This window comes from Microbacterium sp. Cr-K32, assembly GCF_000708345.1.
GTDB lineage: Bacteria > Actinomycetota > Actinomycetes > Actinomycetales > Microbacteriaceae > Microbacterium > Microbacterium maritypicum_A.
In genome coordinates this window covers 90,726-108,267 of the sequence record NZ_JARD01000006.1, presented here as the reverse complement: position 1 = coordinate 108,267, position 17,542 = coordinate 90,726, and the positions used below count along the sequence as shown (strand labels likewise).

Genomic DNA, 17,542 nt, shown 5'->3' with positions numbered 1-17,542 from the left:
ATAGATTCCTCCCATGGCTCTTTCCGGCAATCTCGAGGCGCAACGACGTCGAGACGAACTCGTCGAACTCGCGAACGGCCCGCAGGGCGTGATGATCGAGGCCGCTGCCGAACTGTTCGCGGTGTCGTCGATGACGATCCGACGCGACCTGCTCGAGCTGGAGGCGGAGGGCCGAGTGCGTCGGGTGCGAGGTGGGGCGACCGCCGCCCCCAGAGCGCGCCCGTTCGATGCGCGCCGGGCCATCAGGGCGAGCGCGAAGAAGGCGATCGCCGAGAAGGCGCTGCGACTCGTCCCGTCTCATGGCAGCATCGCGCTCGACGCGTCGTCGACCGTCAACATGCTCGCCTCGGCGATCGGTCCGCGCGCCGGGCTCACGGCGTACACGAACTCCTTCGAGTCGTTCCAGGTGCTGCATCCGCTCGACGGCGTGACGGCGGTGATCTCCGGTGGCACCGCGGAGCCCACCACGGGCAGTCTCGTCGGCCCGATCGCCCGCCGGAGCATGCGTTCGGTCTACTTCGACACCTTCTTCTCCTCGGCCGACGCGCTCGACGGCGCCGACGGCACGTCCGAGGTCTCGGTGGACGAAGCCGAGCTGAAGCAGGCGATGGCCTCGAATGCCGGCACCACGGTGGTGTGCATCGACTCCAGCAAGCTCGGGCGCCGGTCGGTGGCCCGCGCGCTCGAGCGCGACGAGATCTCGGTGCTGATCACCGAGCTCGATCCCGGCGACGAGCGGTTGGATGCCTTCCGGGACATCGCCGACATCCTCTGAATCTCCCAGACGCCCTCGCCAGACACCCTTTCTCCAGGGCGTCAGTTCGTGTTATCTTTCACAAGAAGTAACAGCACGAATGCACACGGTCGTGTGCATCGCCCCTGTCTTGGAGAGTCATGACCAACGCCACCGCCGCCGCTCTGATCGCCCGGTCGAACCGCCTCGGCGCCGACCCGAAGAACACCAACTACGCCGGAGGAAACACCTCGGCCAAGGGCACCGAGACCGATCCCGTCACGGGCCAGCCGGTCGAGCTGATGTGGGTCAAGGGCTCTGGCGGCGACCTCGGCACCCTGACCGAGAGCGGTCTCGCCGTGCTGCGCCTCGACCGCATGCGCGCGCTCGTCGACGTGTACCCCGGACTCGACCGCGAAGACGAGATGGTCGCCGCCTTCGACTACTGCCTGCACGGCAAGGGGGGTGCCGCCCCGTCGATCGACACCGCCATGCACGGCCTGGTCGACGCCGCGCACGTCGACCACCTGCATCCCGATTCGGGCATCGCGATCGCCACCGCGGCAGACGGCGAAGCGCTGACCACGAAGATCTTCGGGGAAAAGGTCGTCTGGGTGCCGTGGCGTCGTCCCGGCTTCCAGCTCGGACTCGACATCGCCGAGATCAAGAAGCAGCACCCTCAGGCGATCGGCTGCATCCTCGGTGGACACGGCATCACCGCGTGGGCCGACACGTCGGAGGAGGCCGAGGCGAACTCTCTCTGGATCATCGACACCGCGGCCGCCTACATCGCCGAGCACGGCAAGGCCGACCCGTTCGGCGGCGTCCGCTCGGGCTTCGAGGCCCTCCCCGCGTCCGAGCGCCGTGAGCGCGCTGCGGCCCTCGCCGGCACCATCCGGGGCATCGCCTCGACCGACAAGCCGATGGTCGGACACTTCACCGACGCCGACGTCGTCCTCGACTTCCTGGCGTCGGAACAGGCGCCCGCCCTCGCCGCGCTCGGCACCAGCTGCCCCGACCACTTCCTGCGCACCAAGGTGAAGCCGCTGATCCTCGACCTGCCGGCCACGGCGTCTGCCGAGGAGCAGATCGCGCGCCTGCACGAGCTGCACGAGCAGTACCGCACCGACTATCAGGCGTACTACGACGCGCACGCGACGGCCACGTCTCCTGCCATCCGCGGCGCCGACCCGCTCATCGTGCTGATCCCCGGTGTCGGCATGTTCTCCTACGGTGCGAACAAGCAGACCGCCCGCGTCGCCGGCGAGTTCTACGTCAACGCGATCAACGTGATGCGCGGCGCCGAGGCCCTGTCGACCTATTCGCCGATCTCCGACGCCGAGAAGTTCGACATCGAGTACTGGGCGCTGGAGGAGGCCAAGCTGCAGCGCATGCCGAAGCCGAAGTCGCACCAGGGCCGTATCGCCTTCGTCACCGGCGCCGCATCCGGCATCGGCAAGGCCATCGCGACCCGCCTCGCGGCCGAGGGCGCCTGTGTCGTCGTCGCCGACCTCGACGCCTCGAAGGCGCAGGCCGCTGCCGCCGAGCTCGGCAACACCGATGTCGCGATCGGCATCGCGGCAAACGTCGCCGACGCCGAGGCCGTGCAGGCCGCCCTGAACGAGGCGGTGCTCGCGTTCGGCGGTGTCGACCTCGTGGTCAACAACGCCGGGCTCTCGCTCTCGAAGCCGCTGCTCGAGACCACCGAGAAGGACTGGGATCTGCAGCACGACGTGATGGCCAAGGGATCGTTCCTCGTGTCCAAGGCCGCCGCCCGCGTTCTCATCGACCAGAAGCTCGGGGGTGACATCATCTACATCTCGTCCAAGAACTCGGTCTTCGCCGGCCCCAACAACATCGCCTACTCCGCCACCAAGGCCGACCAGGCGCACCAGGTGCGGCTGCTCGCGGTCGAGCTCGGCGAGTACGGTATCCGTGTGAACGGCATCAACCCCGACGGCGTGGTCCGCGGCTCCGGCATCTTCGCCTCGGGCTGGGGCGCGAACCGTGCCGCGACCTACGGCGTCGCCGAAGAAGACCTCGGTCAGTACTACGCGAACCGCACGATCCTCAAGCGCGAGGTCGTGCCCGAGAACGTCGCGGACGCGGTCTACGTGCTGACCGGTCCCGAGCTCAGCCGCACCACGGGTCTGCACATCCCCGTCGACTCCGGCGTCGCCGCGGCGTTCCTGCGATGAGCGTGCGCGCGGTCGCGGCCGTCGATCTCGGGGCGACCAGCGGCCGTGTGATGATCGGGCGGATCGGGGAGGGGAGGCTCGAGCTCGAGCTCGTGTCGCGCTTCCCGAACGGCCCTGTCGAGCGTGACGACGGTCTGCACTGGGACTTCTCGGCCCTGTACGAGCACGTCGTGGCGGGGCTGGCTGAGGCGGTACGGCGCGAGCCGGCGATCGAGAGCATCGGGATCGATTCCTGGGCCGTCGACTACGGGCTGCTCGCGGACGGCGCTCTTCTCGCCGAGCCGTTCCACTACCGCGATTCCCGCACCGCCCGGGGCGTCGCAGAGGTGCACGACATCGTTCCGTTCGCCGATCTCTACGCCCGCGACGGACTGCAGTTCCTGCCTTTCAACACCCTGTACCAGTACCGGGTCGACGAGCGGATCGCGGACGCGGACGTGGCGCTGCTCATCCCCGACCTGATCGCGTTCCTGCTCACGGGCGTCAGCGCGGCGGAGCGGACGAATGCCTCCACGACGGGGTTGCTCGGAGTGGACGACGGCGAGTGGGACAGCGATCTCGCATCGCGCATCGGCATCCCGTCGCGCATCCTCCCTCCGCTCATCGACCCCGGCGCGGTGATCGGGTCGCTGCGTCCGGATCTCGCCGCCCGGATCGGCGCCGACCTCCCGGTGATCGCGGTCGGTTCGCACGACACCGCCTCGGCAGTGGTCGCCGTGCCGATGACGTCGCCTTCCGCCGCGTACATCTCGTGCGGCACGTGGGGTCTCGTCGGACTGGAGCTGACCGAACCCGTGCTGACGGATGCCGCGCGCGAGGCGAACTTCACCCACGAGCTCGGCGTCGATGGTCGATACCGTTTTCTGCACAACGTCACCGGTCTGTGGCTGCTGAGCGAGAGCGTGCGGGCGTGGGAGGGGGAGGACGGCGCATCGATCGATCTGGCGGAGCTGCTCGCTGCGGCAGCCGCGGTCTCGGATGGGGTGCCGCTGTTCGATGCGAACGATCCTTCGCTCAGCGCGCCCGGCGACATGCCCAGCCGCATCGCGACGCTGGTCGAGGCGTCAGGAGCATCCGCTCCGACGGAGCGAGCCGTGTTCGCGCGCAGCATCGTGGAGAGTATCGCCGCGGCGTTCGCCGAGACCGTGCGCGCGGCGTCCGACCTCTCCGGGCGTGAGGTCGACGTGATCCACCTCGTCGGCGGCGGATCCCTGAACGCGCTCCTCTGCCAGGCCATCGCCGATCGTTCGGCCCTGCCGGTGCTGGCCGGCCCCGTCGAGGCGACCGCGCTCGGCAACGTGCTCGTGCAGGCGCGTGCGCTGGGTGCCGCTGCTGCCGACCTGGAGGGGCTGCGCGCGCTCGTCGCGGCGACACACCCGGTGCGCCGATTCGATCCGCGAGGCTGACGCGACGTCGGGAACGCGGCCGCGGCTCAGAGCACGCGCGTGTTCGGCATCGAGCTCACGGTCGGTCGGGCGTAGGCGCGGCGCCGGGCGGAGATGTCGGTCGGTCGTGCGGCACGCGGAACGCTCCGCTCCACGGCGATCACCTCGAACTCCTGGATCTGTGCGGGGCGCACCGGGGTGAGGTGGATCATGCAGATCAGCTCGCCGCGTTCGGCGGGGATCGACCAGGTGATGTCTGCCGGGGTCGCCGCGGAGACGACCTCGGGCGCGCCGCGGTCGCGGAGCAGCGGGCCCACCTGGGCGATGAGCTCGTCGATCGCAGCTCGGCGCTGGGGGAGCGGGCGGTCGAAGTCGATGTTGTCGGCGAAGATCGCGGCGGCCGTACCGTCGTCCCAGGAGCGGATCAGCTCGTCGGCGGCGGACATCAGCCGATGCGTCTCCGGCCACGGCTGCACGGTGCGGGCGGGGGTGTCGTGGAAGGCGAGGGCGCGGAACAGGGCGTCCTCCGACAGGGCGACCGGGTTGCTCCGGTGGCTGTTGGTGAACACGACGACGCCCTTCCCGGATCCTGCGTGCCACACCATGTTCAGGATGAATCCCGGAAGTCCGCCGCTGTGCGTGACGATGCGTCCGCGGTGCAGGTCTTCGCGCACGAAGAGTCCGAGCGCGTAGCCCCCGGTGACGAACTTCCAGGTGCCTTCGGGGCGTGCCTGGAGCGACGGGATGTCGACCTGATGGATGCGCTGCAGTTCGCGCCGTGACGCCCGGCTGACGACGGCATCGTCACTGCTCGCGGGTGTCGACGCGGGCTGTGTGGCGGCGGCGAGGAAGCGCACCCAGATGCTGAGGTCGTTGATCGTCGACTGCATGCCGCCGGCGGCGGCCATGGCATCGGACACGGCGGGAGGGAACCCCACCCAGTCGCCGTCGGTGTTCAGCGAGTAGCCGACCGCTCGGCGGAATCCCTCTTCCGGTGCGCGGTTGTCGAACCATGTGCTGTTCATCCCGAGCGGATGCAGGATCTCGTCGGTGACCCAGTCCTCCACGCGTCGGCTCACGGCTTTGCCTACGGCGAGACCGGCCATCGTGAAGCCGATGTTCGAGTACTCGAAGGAGCTTCCCGGATGGGTGCTGTAGTTGAAGCCGGGTCTGATCCGTTCGACCAGCTCCGCCTCGGAGAGGCCCAGGAACGGGTCGACCCACGAGTTGTCCTCGGTGAGTCCGCCGCCCATGCTGAGCAGCTGCCGCAGCGTCGGGGCGGCAGCCGGTTCGTCACCCACCGTGCCGTGCCACTCCGGATAGAAGTCGGTGATGGGGGCTTCCAGGTCGAGGAGCCCGCGGTCTCGGGCGAGCAGGGCGCCGAGTGCGACGAAGCTCTTGGTCATCGAGGCGATCGGGAAGACCGTGTCGGCGTCAGGGGCGGTGCCGTCGTCGTCGGCGGTCCCGAACCCCCGGGTGTGCTCCAGTCCGTCGGTGCCGACGAGTCCGTACACGAGCCCCGGCGACTGACCCGCAGCCGTGTACTGACCGAAGAATGCGTCGAGCTGGTCGACGAGCGGCACGACCAGGGTTTCGCTGGACATGGAGACTCCTTTGTTCGGGCGTGCTCTCGCGGCGGGTGCTCTCAAGCAGAACGCCGGTTCGTCTCCACACTCTCGTGCCGGGCGGGCGAAGTCATGTCCGCGGGCACCGAGTGTCGGGGCCCGATGTGTGCGGGGAGACGAAGTCGATAGCCTTCGAGCGTGGGATTCTCACCGCTCGGGCTGATCGTGAGCATCGTCGTGCTCGCTCCCAATCTCCTGCTGCTGTGGTTCCCTCTGCGCGGGCGGAACGTGCTCGTGCGCGCGCCGCGACCCCTCGAAGGCGTCGAACGGGCGGGGCAGGCGCTGTGCTTCGTCGTGCCGGCGATCACGGTCCCCGGCGCGATCATCTGGTGGTGGGTTCTTCCTGCCGCTGTCGCGCTGGCGACCTACGACGTGCTGTGGTGTCGGTACCTCGTCGAGGGCCGCGAGCAGACTCTGCTCTACGCCTCGCTCTGGCGCGTTCCGGTGCCGATGGCGGTCATGCCGGTGGTCGTGTTCCTCTGCGCTGCGGGGTGGCTGAGTAATCCATGGATCGCGCTCGCCGCGGTCGTCCTCGCTGCCGGTCACATCCCCGTCGCGCTCCTCACCCGTCGCGCGATCCGGTCTACGCCGCCGTCTCCTGCACCGCGCCCCGCGTGAGCTTCGGGATCAACACCGGCGTGTTCTCGCGGTAGGCGATGTAGTCGGCGCGATCGCCCCACTTCTTCTCGGCGCGCGCTTCCAGCAGCGGGATGCCGCTGACCCGGGTGAGCAGCAGGATCACGAACAGCGGCGAGAGCAACGCGATCCACTGCCATCCGACGAGCACGGGGGCGGCGGTGACGAACACACCCACCCAGATCACGATCTCGCCGAAGTAGTTCGGGTGGCGCGACCGCGACCACAGTCCCGTGCGGATGAACTCGTCCCGGTTGCGCGGGTCTGCACGGAATGCCGACTTCTGCGCGTCGGCGACGATCTCGACCACCATGCCGAGAACCCACACGACGATCCCGACGACGGTCAGCCATCCGATGGGTGCGCGGGTGGCGGAGTCCGCACTGATCGCGATCCATGCCGCGGCCGCGGTCAGCGACACCCACGCGCCCTGGATGATCCACACCTGCAGGAACCGCAATGGGGAGCCCTTGATCTGGTCGAAGCGTCCGTCCGAGCCGGCCTTGTGCACGCGCAGGGCCAGGAAGGATCCGAGGCGCACCGCCCACAGCATCACCATCCCCGCGAGGATCCAGCTGCGCGCGTCGGGCTGTGGCGTCAGCAGGACCAGCGCCGCAGAGATCGCGAAGAAGGTGAGGCTGCCGGTGAGGTCGAAGAATCGCTCGGTCTGCAGGAGCATCGCCGGGATGAACGCGATGACTTGGATCGCGAACGCGGCCGCGACGGCCAGGGCGAACAGCGGGATGCCGCCGATCGTCGCGCCGTTCTGGCTGCCGGCGACCGCGACGAGCGCGCCGATCACGAGGGCCGCGAGGATCGCGATGACCGAGGAGCGGGATGACTTGGCGTCGGAGGGCGTGGGGGAGGACATGGTGTGCTTTCTGTTTCTCAGAGGTACAGGTCTTCGACGGTGACGGCCGCGCGATCCAGCACGACGCTCCGCTTGAGCTTCATGGTGGGTGTGACGAGCCCGCGGTCGTCGAGGTCGGCGAAGACCACGCTGAACCGGCGGACCTGCTCGCTGCGCGCCACGAGTGCGTTGGCGGCGTCGACGGCGCGCTGCAGGTGAGCGCGCAGCGTCGGGTCGTCCACCGTGCGGATGTCGGATGGCGTCCTCGAGCTGACGCTGACCCCCTCGGAATCGGCCCATTCCGCGGCCTGTTCCGGGTCGAGCACGAGCAGCGCCGAGAGGTACGGCTTCCCCTCGCCGACCATCACCGCATGCGAGACGAGTGGATGAGCCTCCACCGCGCTCTCCCAGCGGGTCGGCACGATCGTCTTGCCGTTCGAGGTCACGATCACGTCTTTGAGTCGCCCTTCGAGGATCAGCCGGCCCTGCGCATCGAGACGACCGAGGTCGCCGGTGCGGAAGAAGCCGTCGACGAAGGCGCCGTCGTCGTGAGCCGGGTTGCGGTAGCCGTCGAACACGCCGATGCCGCGAGCGAGCACCTCGCCCTCGTCGCTGATGCGCACCGTGAGTCCGGGGAGGGGCGCGCCGACGCTGCCCGAGGCGATACGTCCCGGCAGGTTGCCGGTGAGCGGTGCAGTGGTCTCGGTGAGCCCGTAGCCCTCGATCACGGGGACCCCGATGCCGCGGAAGAAGAGCGAGAGGTCGGTGTCGAGGGCTGCTCCGCCCGAGAGGATGTAGCCGACGCGCCCGCCCATCACGGCACGCAGACGCCGATAGAAGAGGGCGTCGAAGAGGCGGTGACGCACGTGGAGGCCGCGGTCCCTCGCGACGCGTCTGCCGGCATCGACCCGCTCGGCGCGGCGACCCCAGGCGATCGACGTCGACTCGGCCTTCGCCCAGACTCCCGCCAGTCCTTTGTCGGCGGCCTGGCCCGCGGCGGCCGCCTGGATCTTCTGCAGCACTCGCGGCACGACGACCAGGAACGTCGGGCGCAGCGTGTCGAGGGTGGCGACGACCGTCGAGGGGTCGGAGAGGTGCGCGATGCGCATGCCGCTGGCCAGGCAGATCAGCTGGAGGCCGCGTGCCAGCACGTGGGCGAGCGGGAGGAAGATGACGGTGTTGCCGTCTTCGTTCACGATCTCGCTGTACGCCGCGGCGATGTTCAGCACCTGACCGAGGAAGTTCCGATGGGTGAGGACCACGCCCTTGGGCTCGCCCGTGGTGCCCGAGGTGTAGACGATCGTCGCGGGGTCGTCCTGAGTGGCGGTCGTCCTGCGGGCCTCGAGCTCCTCATCGGTGACGCCGCTCCCGCTCGCGACCAGCGCGGCGAGGGCGGCGGATGTCCCGGCATCCATCGTCCAGGCCCCGATCGTGTCGGAGTCCGACACCGCCAGTGCGTCCTGCAGGAGTGCCGCGTGCTCGGCGGTACCGCCGATCGCCAGGCGCACACCGGCATCGGCGACGATGGCATCCACCTGCGATGGCGACGACGTGTCGTAGATCGGCACGACGACGGCGCCGGCGAACCAGGCGGCGAGGTCGGCGACGGCCCATTCGTAGCGCGTCGGCGCCATGATCGCGATCGGGTCGCCCGCCCGGATGCCCTGGGCCATGAAGCCCTTCGCCAGCGCGCGCACCTCGGCTTCGAAGGCGCGCGTCGTGATCGGCCGCCACGACCCGGAGCGCGCGTCCTCGACCTCGAAGGCGACGTGATCCGGAGCCGAAGCGGCGCGCGCCACGAGCAGGTCGGTGACGTTGCGGTAGCCGTCGAGCGCGGCGAGTGGCGGTGTCGTCGATTCGATCATCGGGCCTTCTCTCGGTCGTGCATACGGTGCGGAGGGCGCACGAATATCGCCCATCGACCGTTGTTCGGAACCGATGGTGATTCGGATGGGATGATCTGAAGGCTCGCGTCGGAGGACAGCGCGGTGGTGGAAGACGGCATGTCGTCGGAACGGCAGGAGGCGGTTGATGAGCGTCAGGTACGACCCGGAGGCGGACGCCGCCTACATCTCGATCGGGCGCGAACTCCTCCCAGGCGAAGCCGCCGCCCAGGTCGCCGGCATCCGTGACCCTCGCGGAGAGGGCGAGATCATCCTCGATTTCGACGCGAAGGGTCATCTCCTCGGTATCGAAGTCCTTCGCGCATCGAGAATCCTCCGGGCTCAAGACCTCGATCGTTCCACCCGCACCGAGACGACGGAGCCGTAGCCGGCTGGGAACGAGAAAACCCCCGGGGAGTCCGGGGGTTTCATGGATGTCACTTCTAAAGCTATTTCGGACTACTGGGGCTCTTTCGACGTGTTCTCCGGACTGATGTTTCCGCCGAACTCGAGGAGTTGGTGAGGTGCGCATTCCATAGCCACTTCGGACAAACTCAAGAGAAAATATCAGATCAGATTGGAGATCTGGATCTCGCCCCTGCTCGAGAACGGAGCCGCGCGTCCTGCTTAGCTGCCTGGGACTGAGTGCACAGTCGCCCGGGCTATCGGTGGAATGGGTAACGATGGCTGCCATATGGCGGCTGTGCGCGGTGCGGGCGCACGGTCAGCGGCTGAATGGGCGACTGTCCGCCCGGCGGCCTAGAAGAGTCCGTTGAATGCAGCGACGGCGGCGGCTATGAGGATGACCGCCCCGACGAGAATCACCCACCCGACCCAGGCTCTCTTCGGCGGGCGTCCAGTGGCTGGCGGCTCGCCAAGGCTGTTCCGGAGCTGGTCAGCCTCTTCTTCAAGCTCCTCGGATCGCCGTTCTATAGCGGGAGTCCACGAGTTCGGTAGACGCCGCAGCCGTCGCCGAGAGATGTCCTCGAGTTCAGCAGTCACTTCGTTCAACCGGGCGCGAGGATCCTGCGCCTCGTCCCCGGCGGGTCGTTGTCGCTGATTCTCCGGACGGTCCGTCATTCGCTCACCCTATCCCGGGCTTCGGACCTGCACCGCGGTCGAATCGGCCAATGCGGAGCGGTGCAGGTCCGAAGCCACAGTCTCGTAGCTGCCCTCTCTTTGTCGTCTGCTCACTGGTCGCAGACGAAGTAGGCACCCTCCTTGGGCTCGTCGTTGAAGTTGTTGATGCCTTCGACCACGTGGTACACCTTCATCCACGGAAGCGGGTTCGCGATTGCCTCGATCCACGGGCCGATGAGGGCTCCGGCTTGGCGCCAGCAGTCTGCAGAGACGTCCAGGCCAGTGCTGTCGGACAGGTTCACCGGGTCGCACGCGGCATAGCTGTACGGGCTTCGTTCCTGGCCACTGGGATCCATCTGGGTGAACCGGCCCTGGCCCGGGTCATAGAACCGCGCCCCGAGCTTGTAGACCCCGGTGCTGTCTTGGTGCTCACCGATGTAGCGGAGGTTGTTCGCTGCGACTGCAGCGTTTGTCGAGGTGAATCGGGCGCGACCTCTGGAAAGACCTCCGGTTCGATGTCGTCGATGTTGCTCACGGTCCAGGACTTATGACGGTGACGTGGGCCTTCTTCTCCGAGCGGCGCTGCTGTTGGCGGATACCGTTGCGGACGGCGAGGGCCGCCATGTTGCTGCGGAAAGGCCCGATGGGTTCCGGCATGTCCGGCAGGGGAGGTTGCCGTAGTCCGGCCACCACACGACGACGAACTGGCAGGTGGAGGGGCTGACGGGAATCGAACCCGCGCTGTCTGCTTGGGAAGCAGAAGTTCTACCATTGAACTACAGCCCCGTACCCGCATCCGAGGAGCGGGCGAACGCCAGCCTACCTGGCAGGTGCCCGTTGGCCAAAGCAGGCGCGACGACGGAAGCTCCCGGCAACTAGGCTGAACCCGTGCTTCTCAGCGACCGCGACATCAAGGCAGAACTCGCATCCGGCCGCATCGGCCTCGAACCGCGCGAAGACGGGATGATCCAGCCGTCGAGCATCGACGTGCGCTTGGACCGGTACTTCCGGCTGTTCGACAACCACAAGTATCCGTTCATCGATCCGTCGGTCGACCAGCCGGAGCTCACGCGCCTGATCGAGGTCGACCCCGACGAGCCGTTCATCCTGCACCCCGGCGAGTTCGCGCTCGGGGCGACGTTCGAGCAGGTCACGCTGCCCGACGACATCGCGGCACGTCTCGAGGGCAAGTCGTCGCTCGGACGCCTCGGACTCATCACGCACTCGACCGCGGGTTTCATCGATCCCGGCTTCACAGGGCACGTCACGCTCGAACTCGCGAACGTCGCGACTCTGCCGATCAAGCTGTGGCCGGGCATGAAGATCGGTCAGCTGTGCTTCTTCCGGCTCACCTCTCCCGCCGAGAACCCCTACGGATCCGGCCCCTACGGCAACCGCTACCAGGGTCAGCGCGGACCGACGGCCTCCCGGTCGTTCCAGAACTTCCATCGGACGGATGTCGGCACCACCGACGTCGGAGCAGTCGGAGGCTGAGATGAGCGATGTCAGCGGCGCGCGGCCCGAAGAGCCGGTCGTCCCGGACGAGCCGGGCGCCCTCCCGGACGAGCCGCTGATCCCGCCCGCCGACGTCGTCATCCCGCCGCCCCCACCCGAGATCCCGATCCCGGAGGGTCTGCTGACCCCGCCACCCGCGGACATCCCCTCCGACGTATCCGCGTCCGACGCGGTGATCCCGCCGCCTCCGCCCGCGACGCGTCGTGGTTCCGACCGTCCGCGTCCGACTCCCGCCATCCTCGAGGGGGAGCCGCCCGCCGCGGTCGCCGACGACTGGGCGCTGCCCTCCGTCGCGCCAGAGGTTCCGACATCGGGCGGCTACCGCGTGCTCACTGTCGTGATCTTCGCCTTCCTGTTCTTGCTCTTCGTCGCCGCGATCATCGTGGGCGTATACCTGCTGAACACCACGACCTTCCCATTCGCGGGCGCAGACGTCGCCGGTGTCGATCTCGCGGCATCGATCTCGTTCGCGTCGATCGCGTAGGCGTCGCCTGAGGCTCAGGCCCGCTTCGGCAGCTGGCGGCGCCGGAGGGCCGCCGACGCCACGGCGACCAGAGTGCCCACAGCCACTCCGATCACGGTCTCGATCGCGCGGTCCTGCAGCAGCATGTCGACCGGTGTCGGCGCGGCGAGGTGCACCATGAGCAGTGCGAGCGGGGTGATGAACACCATCGCGATGCCGTAGTTGCGGCCGACGAACAGTTCGGCGGCGGCCTGCAGCACGACCACGAGGGCGATGACGGCGAGCGGCGGCAGGTCGATGGCGAGGATGCCTGCTGCGACTAGGACGCCGAGCAGGGTGCCGACGAGGCGCTGGATGCCGCGGATCACCCGGGCATTCAGCTGCGGCCCGCTGACCGCGGCGACCGCGCCGACGGCCGCCCAGTACCAGTGCGAATCCATGATCAGCAGACCGGCGAAGCCCGCACCCGCGATCGCGATGCCGACCGACACCGCCATCTCCCCGGCGATGGGACCGACAGGCTGCCGGACTTTCGGCGCCACATCCCCGGTGCTGCGCGTGAAGATGCCGACCAGCGCGGTGATGGCCAGCCCGAACAGCACGCTCGGTCCGCCGACCACGAGCACGTCGCCGAACGAGGCGGCGGTGGCCGGGATCGTGGCGCAGGCCCCGACCGCGAACACCGGGAACAGCGGCCCCGGCGGATGCCACCGCATCGTGTAGGCGAGCAGGGTGACGGCGGAGGCGATGACCGCGACGACGACGATGCTGACCGCGGCGGGAGCGGCGAGCACCGACAGCGCGGTACCGATGAGCATCGAGGCGAGGATCACACCACCCGCGCTGGCCTGCATCCGAATGCGATCACGGAACACGTCGTGGCGCCCGTAGAGCGCGGCGAAGGCCCCGAAGCTCGCGTAGATGCTCAGGTCGAGGCGTCCCAGCATCCACAGCACGAGCAGCGGGACCGCCACACTGACCGCGGCGCGCAGCGCCACCCTGTGGTCACCGCGGTGCGGTTCGACGCGCAGAACGCCGGTCCACACTCTTCCCCGGGAATCCGCCACCGATCCAGCCTACGTCGCCCTCGGAATCCTTCGACGCGGTCAGGGGGTATGCGCCCGCGACCAGGGCGACGACCGCATCGAGCGTGGCATCCGCCGACAGCACCCGCGTGTGGCCGAGACCCTCGGTGCGGACGAGGCGCGAGCGGTCGCCGTGGACATCGTGCAACCGGAGGGAATCGTGGTCGGGCATGCGCCGGTCGTCACGGTCGTGCACGACGAGGAGTGCGGTGCCGGCAGGGAGCGGATGACGGGCGGCGTCATAGCGCGCTGACACCTCGGACCGATCCATGCCGAGCCTCCGACGGAACCGCTCCGAGAGGCGTGCCGTCGTGGCGTCGTCGAGGCGGAGGTCGTCGGCGAACCGGGCGACGAAGGCGTCGGGACTCGCGGCTCCGGCGATCGCGACGACCGCCGGAGTGGGAACGGTCGACCGGGCGATGGTCAGTGCGGCCAATGCGCCGAAGGAGTGTCCGATGATCGCGTCGAACGGTCCGTGGTCGGTCTGCAGCTGCTCGGCGGCATCGATCCAGTCCCGGATGTCGGTGCCCCGCCCGGGCGAGGCGCCGTGGGCCGGGGCGTCGAACGCGATGACACGGAACCCTTCGGCGACGAGCTCTCGCACGAGCGGTGCGAACTGCGAGGCCCGCCCGCGCCATCCGTGCAGGAGCAGGAGGGTTCGTGGCCCGGCGCCCCATTCGTACGTGGCGACGTCGACGCCGCGCACGGTGATTCCTCCGCGGCGCGCGTCGGCGTGGGTGGGGGCATCCGCCTCGCGCACCGCCATCCGCGGAGTCGTCGTGAAGAACAGGCGGTAGGCGATGTCGCCCGCGATCCGGGGCGAGACCGCGGCGGCGGTATGGATGCTGCGGGCGAGCAGCGCGGGAACGGACGGCATGAGAGCTCCTTCGCCAGAACAATACGAACGATCATACGTATATTAGGCGAACGATCGTTCGTATACTAGGCGGATGGTGGAGAGTGCGGTCGTGGACGGGCGGAGAGCCCGCGGCGATGCGTCGCGACGCATCGTGCTGCAGAGCGCGACCGACCTCGCGTCGGTCGAGGGCCTCGACGGGCTGACGATCGGCCGCCTCGCCGAAGCCTCGGGGTCGAGCAAGAGCAGCATCGCCACGCTCTTCCAGAGCAAAGAGGGACTGCAGCTGGCGACGGTCGCCGCTGCCCGCGAGATCTTCACGGCCCGGATCGTCGAGCCGGCGCGCGCATACCCCCGCGGGATGCACCGTCTCGCCGCGCTGCTGCGCAACTCGCTGACGTACTCGAAGGACCGTGTCTTCACCGGCGGGTGCTTCTTCGCCGCGACCGCCGCCGACGTCGACTCGAAATCCGGACCGGTGAGCGATGCCGTACGCGCGGCGCTGGTCGACTGGTACGGCTATGTCGAGGCGCAGCTGCGTCACGCGGCGGACGCGGGCGAGGTCGATGCCGCCCCCGAGGTGCTCGCGTTCGAGCTGGTCGCCCTGAATGAAGAGGCCAACTCGCGCTCACTGCTGTTGGACGACGCGCGACCGTATGCGCTCGCCGCCGCGGCGATGCGTGCCCGGCTGCGCGCGGCGGGTGCCGACGAGTCGGCCATCGCTCTGCTCGAGCTCTGAGGACGCGAAACGCCCCACCCGATGGGTCGGGTGAGGCGCTTCGCGGACGTTCTTCTCGCGGTCAGGCGTCGCGACCGCGGGTGAAGCCCGCGTCGAATCCGCGCTCGAACGCGTGCTGAGCGATGCGCTCCGCACGGTGCGGACCGTGTCCGCGGTGTCCGTGGTCGCCGTGGTCGCCGTGACCCGGGTGTCCGTGTCCGCGACCGCGGTGGCCGGCGCCGGGCTCGCCGTGGCGGCATCCGTGCTCGGCATCCGCATCCGCATCCGCGCCGAAGCCGTGTCCGGGGCCGAATCCGCGCCCGAACGGGCGCCCGAATCCGTGCGGGAAACCGCGTCCGTGGCGCGGGCCGCCGAAGCCGTGCCGGCGTCCGCGGGGGAGAGGGGTCTCCTCGTCCCAGCCGAATGCGCGGGCGATCTTCTCGAGCGACGCCAGCGTGGTGGCCATCTCCTCGGGGGAGACGGCATCGCTGACCTTCGCGCGGATGTCGTCGACGATGGTGCCGAGGCGTTCCTTCGCTGCGCGGCCGTCGTCGGTGAGCGTCCAGCCGTCTCCCTCGGGGGAGACCCAGCCGCGCTCGACGAGTCGGTGCAGCTTGTGGCTGTTCAGCGGGCGGTCGGATGCGACGGTGCCGTCGACGATGTTGAGGAGGCGCCAGTCGCGACGACTCGCATGCTCGCTGTCGAAGGCGGTGGCGAACTCGGCCGCCATGAGGCGGTCGGCGGCCTTCAGCCAGTAGCCGAAGGGACGGTCGGTGTTCTCGGGGCCCTGGGTGGGCCCGTTCTGTGATTCAGAGGTGTTCATGGGAAGTCCTTTTGTCGGTGTCGATTTGATGTCAGTGTGCATGTGCATGTCACAGTGCATGTACATGTAGTGTGACATGAACTCTCAATGCATGTCAAGTCGCATGTAAAATCGAACGGTGACCACCGAATCGAACGACGCCGAATCGAACGACGCCGCACCGGATCCCGCCGAAGCCATCGCGCAGGCGTTGTCCCGCCTGCGTGGTCGGCGACCCGGCGAGCGGGGCCCCGGGGGAAGAGGAGTGGACGGCCGCGGTCGCGGTCACGGCGGCCCCCACGGCTGGCACGGCGGCCCGCACGGTGACCGTGACGGTGGGCACGACGGCGACGATCCCCACGACCACTTCGCGCATCACCGCGGCCACCCGGGGATGCCTCCGTGGATGGCCGACCCGTCCGGTCGGCTCGGCGGCCCGGCCCGCATGCGCATGCTGGAGGCGCTGGCCGCGGCATCCGCCCCGCTGAGCGTGAGCGACCTCGGTGCGGCGATCGGCGTCGACCAGCCGCGCGCTTCCCGCCTGGTGCAGCAGGGTGTGGAGCGAGGGTTCGTGCGCCGCGAGGCCGACCCCGACGACGCACGTCGCACGCGCATCGCCCTGACCGACGAGGGCCGACGCCTCGCTCGCGGCATGCGGGGGGAGCGTCGCGAGATGCTGACGACCGCGCTCACCTCGTTCACCGACGACGAGCGCATCGAGCTCGCCCGACTGCTGAACAAGCTCGCCGACAACTGGCAGCGCTGATCGGGGGCCGGAACCTCTGCGGGGCCCGCTCAGGCCGACGCGAACTCCACCGACGGCTCGTCGTCGACCGACAGTGACAGCACGGCGGTCTCGACGGCTTCGTGCTCCTCGATCCGCTGTTCCAGATCACGCAGTCGCCGCGCCACATCATGCTCGCGCGCATCGCCGGCCAGGTCGACCTCGGCGACGATGAAGAGGCGGTTCGGCCCCACGTATTCGATGTGCAGGTAGGTCACCCGCTCGATCTGCGGCAGGCCGAGCAGCGCCTTCCCCACACGCGCCCTCAGCTCGGGTGCGGCCGTCGCGCCCACGAGGAACGCGATGTTCCGGCGGATGAGGATGATCGCCACCACGCCGAGGAGCACACCGACCAGGATCGAGCCGATGGCATCCCAGGCGGCGACGCCGGTGATCTGGTGCAGGAGGATGGCGCCTCCTGCCAGGACCAGGCCGATGAGCGCCGCCGAATCCTCGAAGAACACGGCTCGCAGCGTGGTGTCGCTCGTCTCCAACACGAAGTCCCAGGTCGACGAACCGCGCTCCTTCGCGAGTCGGCGGGACTTCACCATCGCCTGGGTGAACGACGCACCCTCGAGCACGAAGGAGATCCCCAGCACGATGTAGGCCACCATCGGGCTCTCCACCGGACCGGTGTCGGAGAGCTCCTGGATGCCGTGCATGATCGACACGATCGACCCGGCCGTGAAGATCCCGAACGCGGCGATCAACGACCATACGAACGCGTTGCGCCCGTAGCCGAGCGGATGCCGCGCATCCTTCGCCTTCGCCCCACGGCGGTCGGCGATGAGGAGGAACACCTCGTTCCCGGCATCCGCCCACGAGTGCGCGGCCTCGGCCACCATCGACGCCGACGAGGTGATGATCGCGGCGACGGTCTTCGCCACCGCGACGAGGATGTTGGCGAGGAAGGCGAGGAACACGGTCAC

17 protein-coding genes and 1 tRNA gene are annotated in these 17,542 nt (G+C 68.9%); 9 read left to right on the top strand and 9 right to left on the bottom strand.

What is annotated here, in order from left to right; genetic code table 11:
* Nucleotides 1-13 precede the first annotated feature (13 nt).
* The 3 genes from GZ64_RS0100880 (at nt 14) to GZ64_RS0100870 (ending at nt 4,337) form a co-directional block, all read left to right on the top strand.
* The gene (locus GZ64_RS0100880) at nt 14-775 is read left to right on the top strand and encodes a DeoR/GlpR family DNA-binding transcription regulator (RefSeq protein WP_021201652.1); all 762 of its coding nucleotides are present in this window, start codon (nt 14-16) and stop codon (nt 773-775) included.
* Nucleotides 776-894: 119 nt separating this feature from the next.
* Entirely contained in the window at nt 895-2,931 is a 2,037-nt protein-coding gene (locus GZ64_RS0100875) for a bifunctional rhamnulose-1-phosphate aldolase/short-chain dehydrogenase (protein ID WP_029264803.1), read from the top strand.
* Nucleotides 2,928-4,337 (top strand): rhamnulokinase, encoded by a 1,410-nt coding sequence (locus tag GZ64_RS0100870; RefSeq protein WP_029264802.1) that lies wholly within the window; start codon nt 2,928-2,930, stop codon nt 4,335-4,337. Before GZ64_RS0100875 ends, GZ64_RS0100870 begins: the two co-directional genes overlap by 4 nt.
* 26 nt (nt 4,338-4,363) lie before the next feature.
* Here GZ64_RS0100870 and GZ64_RS0100865 read toward each other — a convergent pair whose 3' ends face one another.
* Complete coding sequence (locus tag GZ64_RS0100865) at nt 4,364-5,920, bottom strand: serine hydrolase domain-containing protein (RefSeq protein ID WP_029264801.1); 1,557 nt, start codon at nt 5,918-5,920, stop codon at nt 4,364-4,366.
* A 159-nt stretch (nt 5,921-6,079) separates the two neighbouring features.
* On the opposite strand from GZ64_RS0100865, the gene GZ64_RS0100860 reads away from it, so the two are divergent.
* Nucleotides 6,080-6,559 carry a hypothetical protein gene (locus GZ64_RS0100860; protein WP_029264800.1) on the top strand — a complete coding sequence of 160 codons (480 nt, stop codon included), beginning with the start codon at nt 6,080-6,082 and terminating at the stop codon, nt 6,557-6,559.
* On the opposite strand, the gene GZ64_RS0100855 is transcribed toward GZ64_RS0100860, so the two are convergent.
* Nucleotides 6,525-7,448 carry a DUF1295 domain-containing protein gene (locus GZ64_RS0100855; RefSeq protein ID WP_029264799.1) on the bottom strand — a complete coding sequence of 308 codons (924 nt, stop codon included), beginning with the start codon at nt 7,446-7,448 and terminating at the stop codon, nt 6,525-6,527. The genes GZ64_RS0100860 and GZ64_RS0100855 overlap by 35 nt on opposite strands.
* 17 nt (nt 7,449-7,465) lie before the next feature.
* Nucleotides 7,466-9,292, bottom strand: a complete 1,827-nt coding sequence (locus GZ64_RS0100850) for an AMP-dependent synthetase/ligase (protein WP_029264798.1) — start codon at nt 9,290-9,292, stop codon at nt 7,466-7,468.
* 166 nt (nt 9,293-9,458) lie between these two features.
* On the opposite strand from GZ64_RS0100850, the gene GZ64_RS0100845 reads away from it, so the two are divergent.
* A complete protein-coding gene (locus tag GZ64_RS0100845) occupies nt 9,459-9,698 on the top strand; it encodes a DUF2283 domain-containing protein (RefSeq protein WP_029264797.1) in 240 nt (79 codons plus the stop codon).
* Nucleotides 9,699-10,500: 802 nt separating this feature from the next.
* Here the strand turns inward: GZ64_RS0100845 and GZ64_RS19595 are convergent.
* A complete protein-coding gene (locus GZ64_RS19595) occupies nt 10,501-10,932 on the bottom strand; it encodes an RHS repeat-associated core domain-containing protein (protein WP_081859626.1) in 432 nt (143 codons plus the stop codon).
* Nucleotides 10,933-11,102: 170 nt separating this feature from the next.
* Nucleotides 11,103-11,176, bottom strand: a tRNA-Gly gene (locus GZ64_RS0100835).
* Nucleotides 11,177-11,278: 102 nt separating this feature from the next.
* Between GZ64_RS0100835 and dcd the strand changes: the two genes are divergently transcribed.
* Nucleotides 11,279-11,884: a dCTP deaminase gene (dcd, locus tag GZ64_RS0100830; RefSeq protein WP_029264795.1), complete on the top strand. Its 606-nt coding sequence runs from the start codon at nt 11,279-11,281 to the stop codon at nt 11,882-11,884.
* A 1-nt stretch (nt 11,885) separates the two neighbouring features.
* Nucleotides 11,886-12,389, top strand: coding sequence for a hypothetical protein (locus tag GZ64_RS18860; RefSeq protein WP_036330891.1), 504 nt, complete (start codon nt 11,886-11,888; stop codon nt 12,387-12,389).
* 14 nt (nt 12,390-12,403) lie between these two features.
* Here GZ64_RS18860 and GZ64_RS0100820 read toward each other — a convergent pair whose 3' ends face one another.
* A complete protein-coding gene (locus GZ64_RS0100820; RefSeq protein WP_029264793.1) occupies nt 12,404-13,435 on the bottom strand; it encodes an FUSC family protein in 1,032 nt (343 codons plus the stop codon).
* The gene (locus GZ64_RS0100815; protein WP_081859624.1) at nt 13,374-14,330 is read right to left on the bottom strand and encodes an alpha/beta fold hydrolase; all 957 of its coding nucleotides are present in this window, start codon (nt 14,328-14,330) and stop codon (nt 13,374-13,376) included. The genes GZ64_RS0100820 and GZ64_RS0100815 overlap by 62 nt, the downstream gene beginning before the upstream one ends.
* A gap of 73 nt (nt 14,331-14,403) precedes the next feature.
* Between GZ64_RS0100815 and GZ64_RS0100810 the strand changes: the two genes are divergently transcribed.
* On the top strand, nt 14,404-15,048 hold the full coding sequence (locus tag GZ64_RS0100810; protein ID WP_029264791.1) for a TetR/AcrR family transcriptional regulator: 645 nt from the start codon (nt 14,404-14,406) through the stop codon (nt 15,046-15,048).
* 61 nt (nt 15,049-15,109) lie between these two features.
* Here the strand turns inward: GZ64_RS0100810 and GZ64_RS0100805 are convergent, their stop codons facing one another.
* Nucleotides 15,110-15,850 carry a MarR family winged helix-turn-helix transcriptional regulator gene (locus GZ64_RS0100805; RefSeq protein ID WP_029264790.1) on the bottom strand — a complete coding sequence of 247 codons (741 nt, stop codon included), beginning with the start codon at nt 15,848-15,850 and terminating at the stop codon, nt 15,110-15,112.
* A gap of 118 nt (nt 15,851-15,968) precedes the next feature.
* Here GZ64_RS0100805 and GZ64_RS20125 point away from each other — a divergent pair, with 118 nt between their 5' ends.
* Nucleotides 15,969-16,595 carry a MarR family winged helix-turn-helix transcriptional regulator gene (locus tag GZ64_RS20125; RefSeq protein WP_231479799.1) on the top strand — a complete coding sequence of 209 codons (627 nt, stop codon included), beginning with the start codon at nt 15,969-15,971 and terminating at the stop codon, nt 16,593-16,595.
* A gap of 29 nt (nt 16,596-16,624) precedes the next feature.
* Here the strand turns inward: GZ64_RS20125 and GZ64_RS0100795 are convergent, their stop codons facing one another.
* Nucleotides 16,625-17,542 carry a cation diffusion facilitator family transporter gene (locus GZ64_RS0100795; RefSeq protein ID WP_029264789.1) on the bottom strand — a complete coding sequence of 306 codons (918 nt, stop codon included), beginning with the start codon at nt 17,540-17,542 and terminating at the stop codon, nt 16,625-16,627.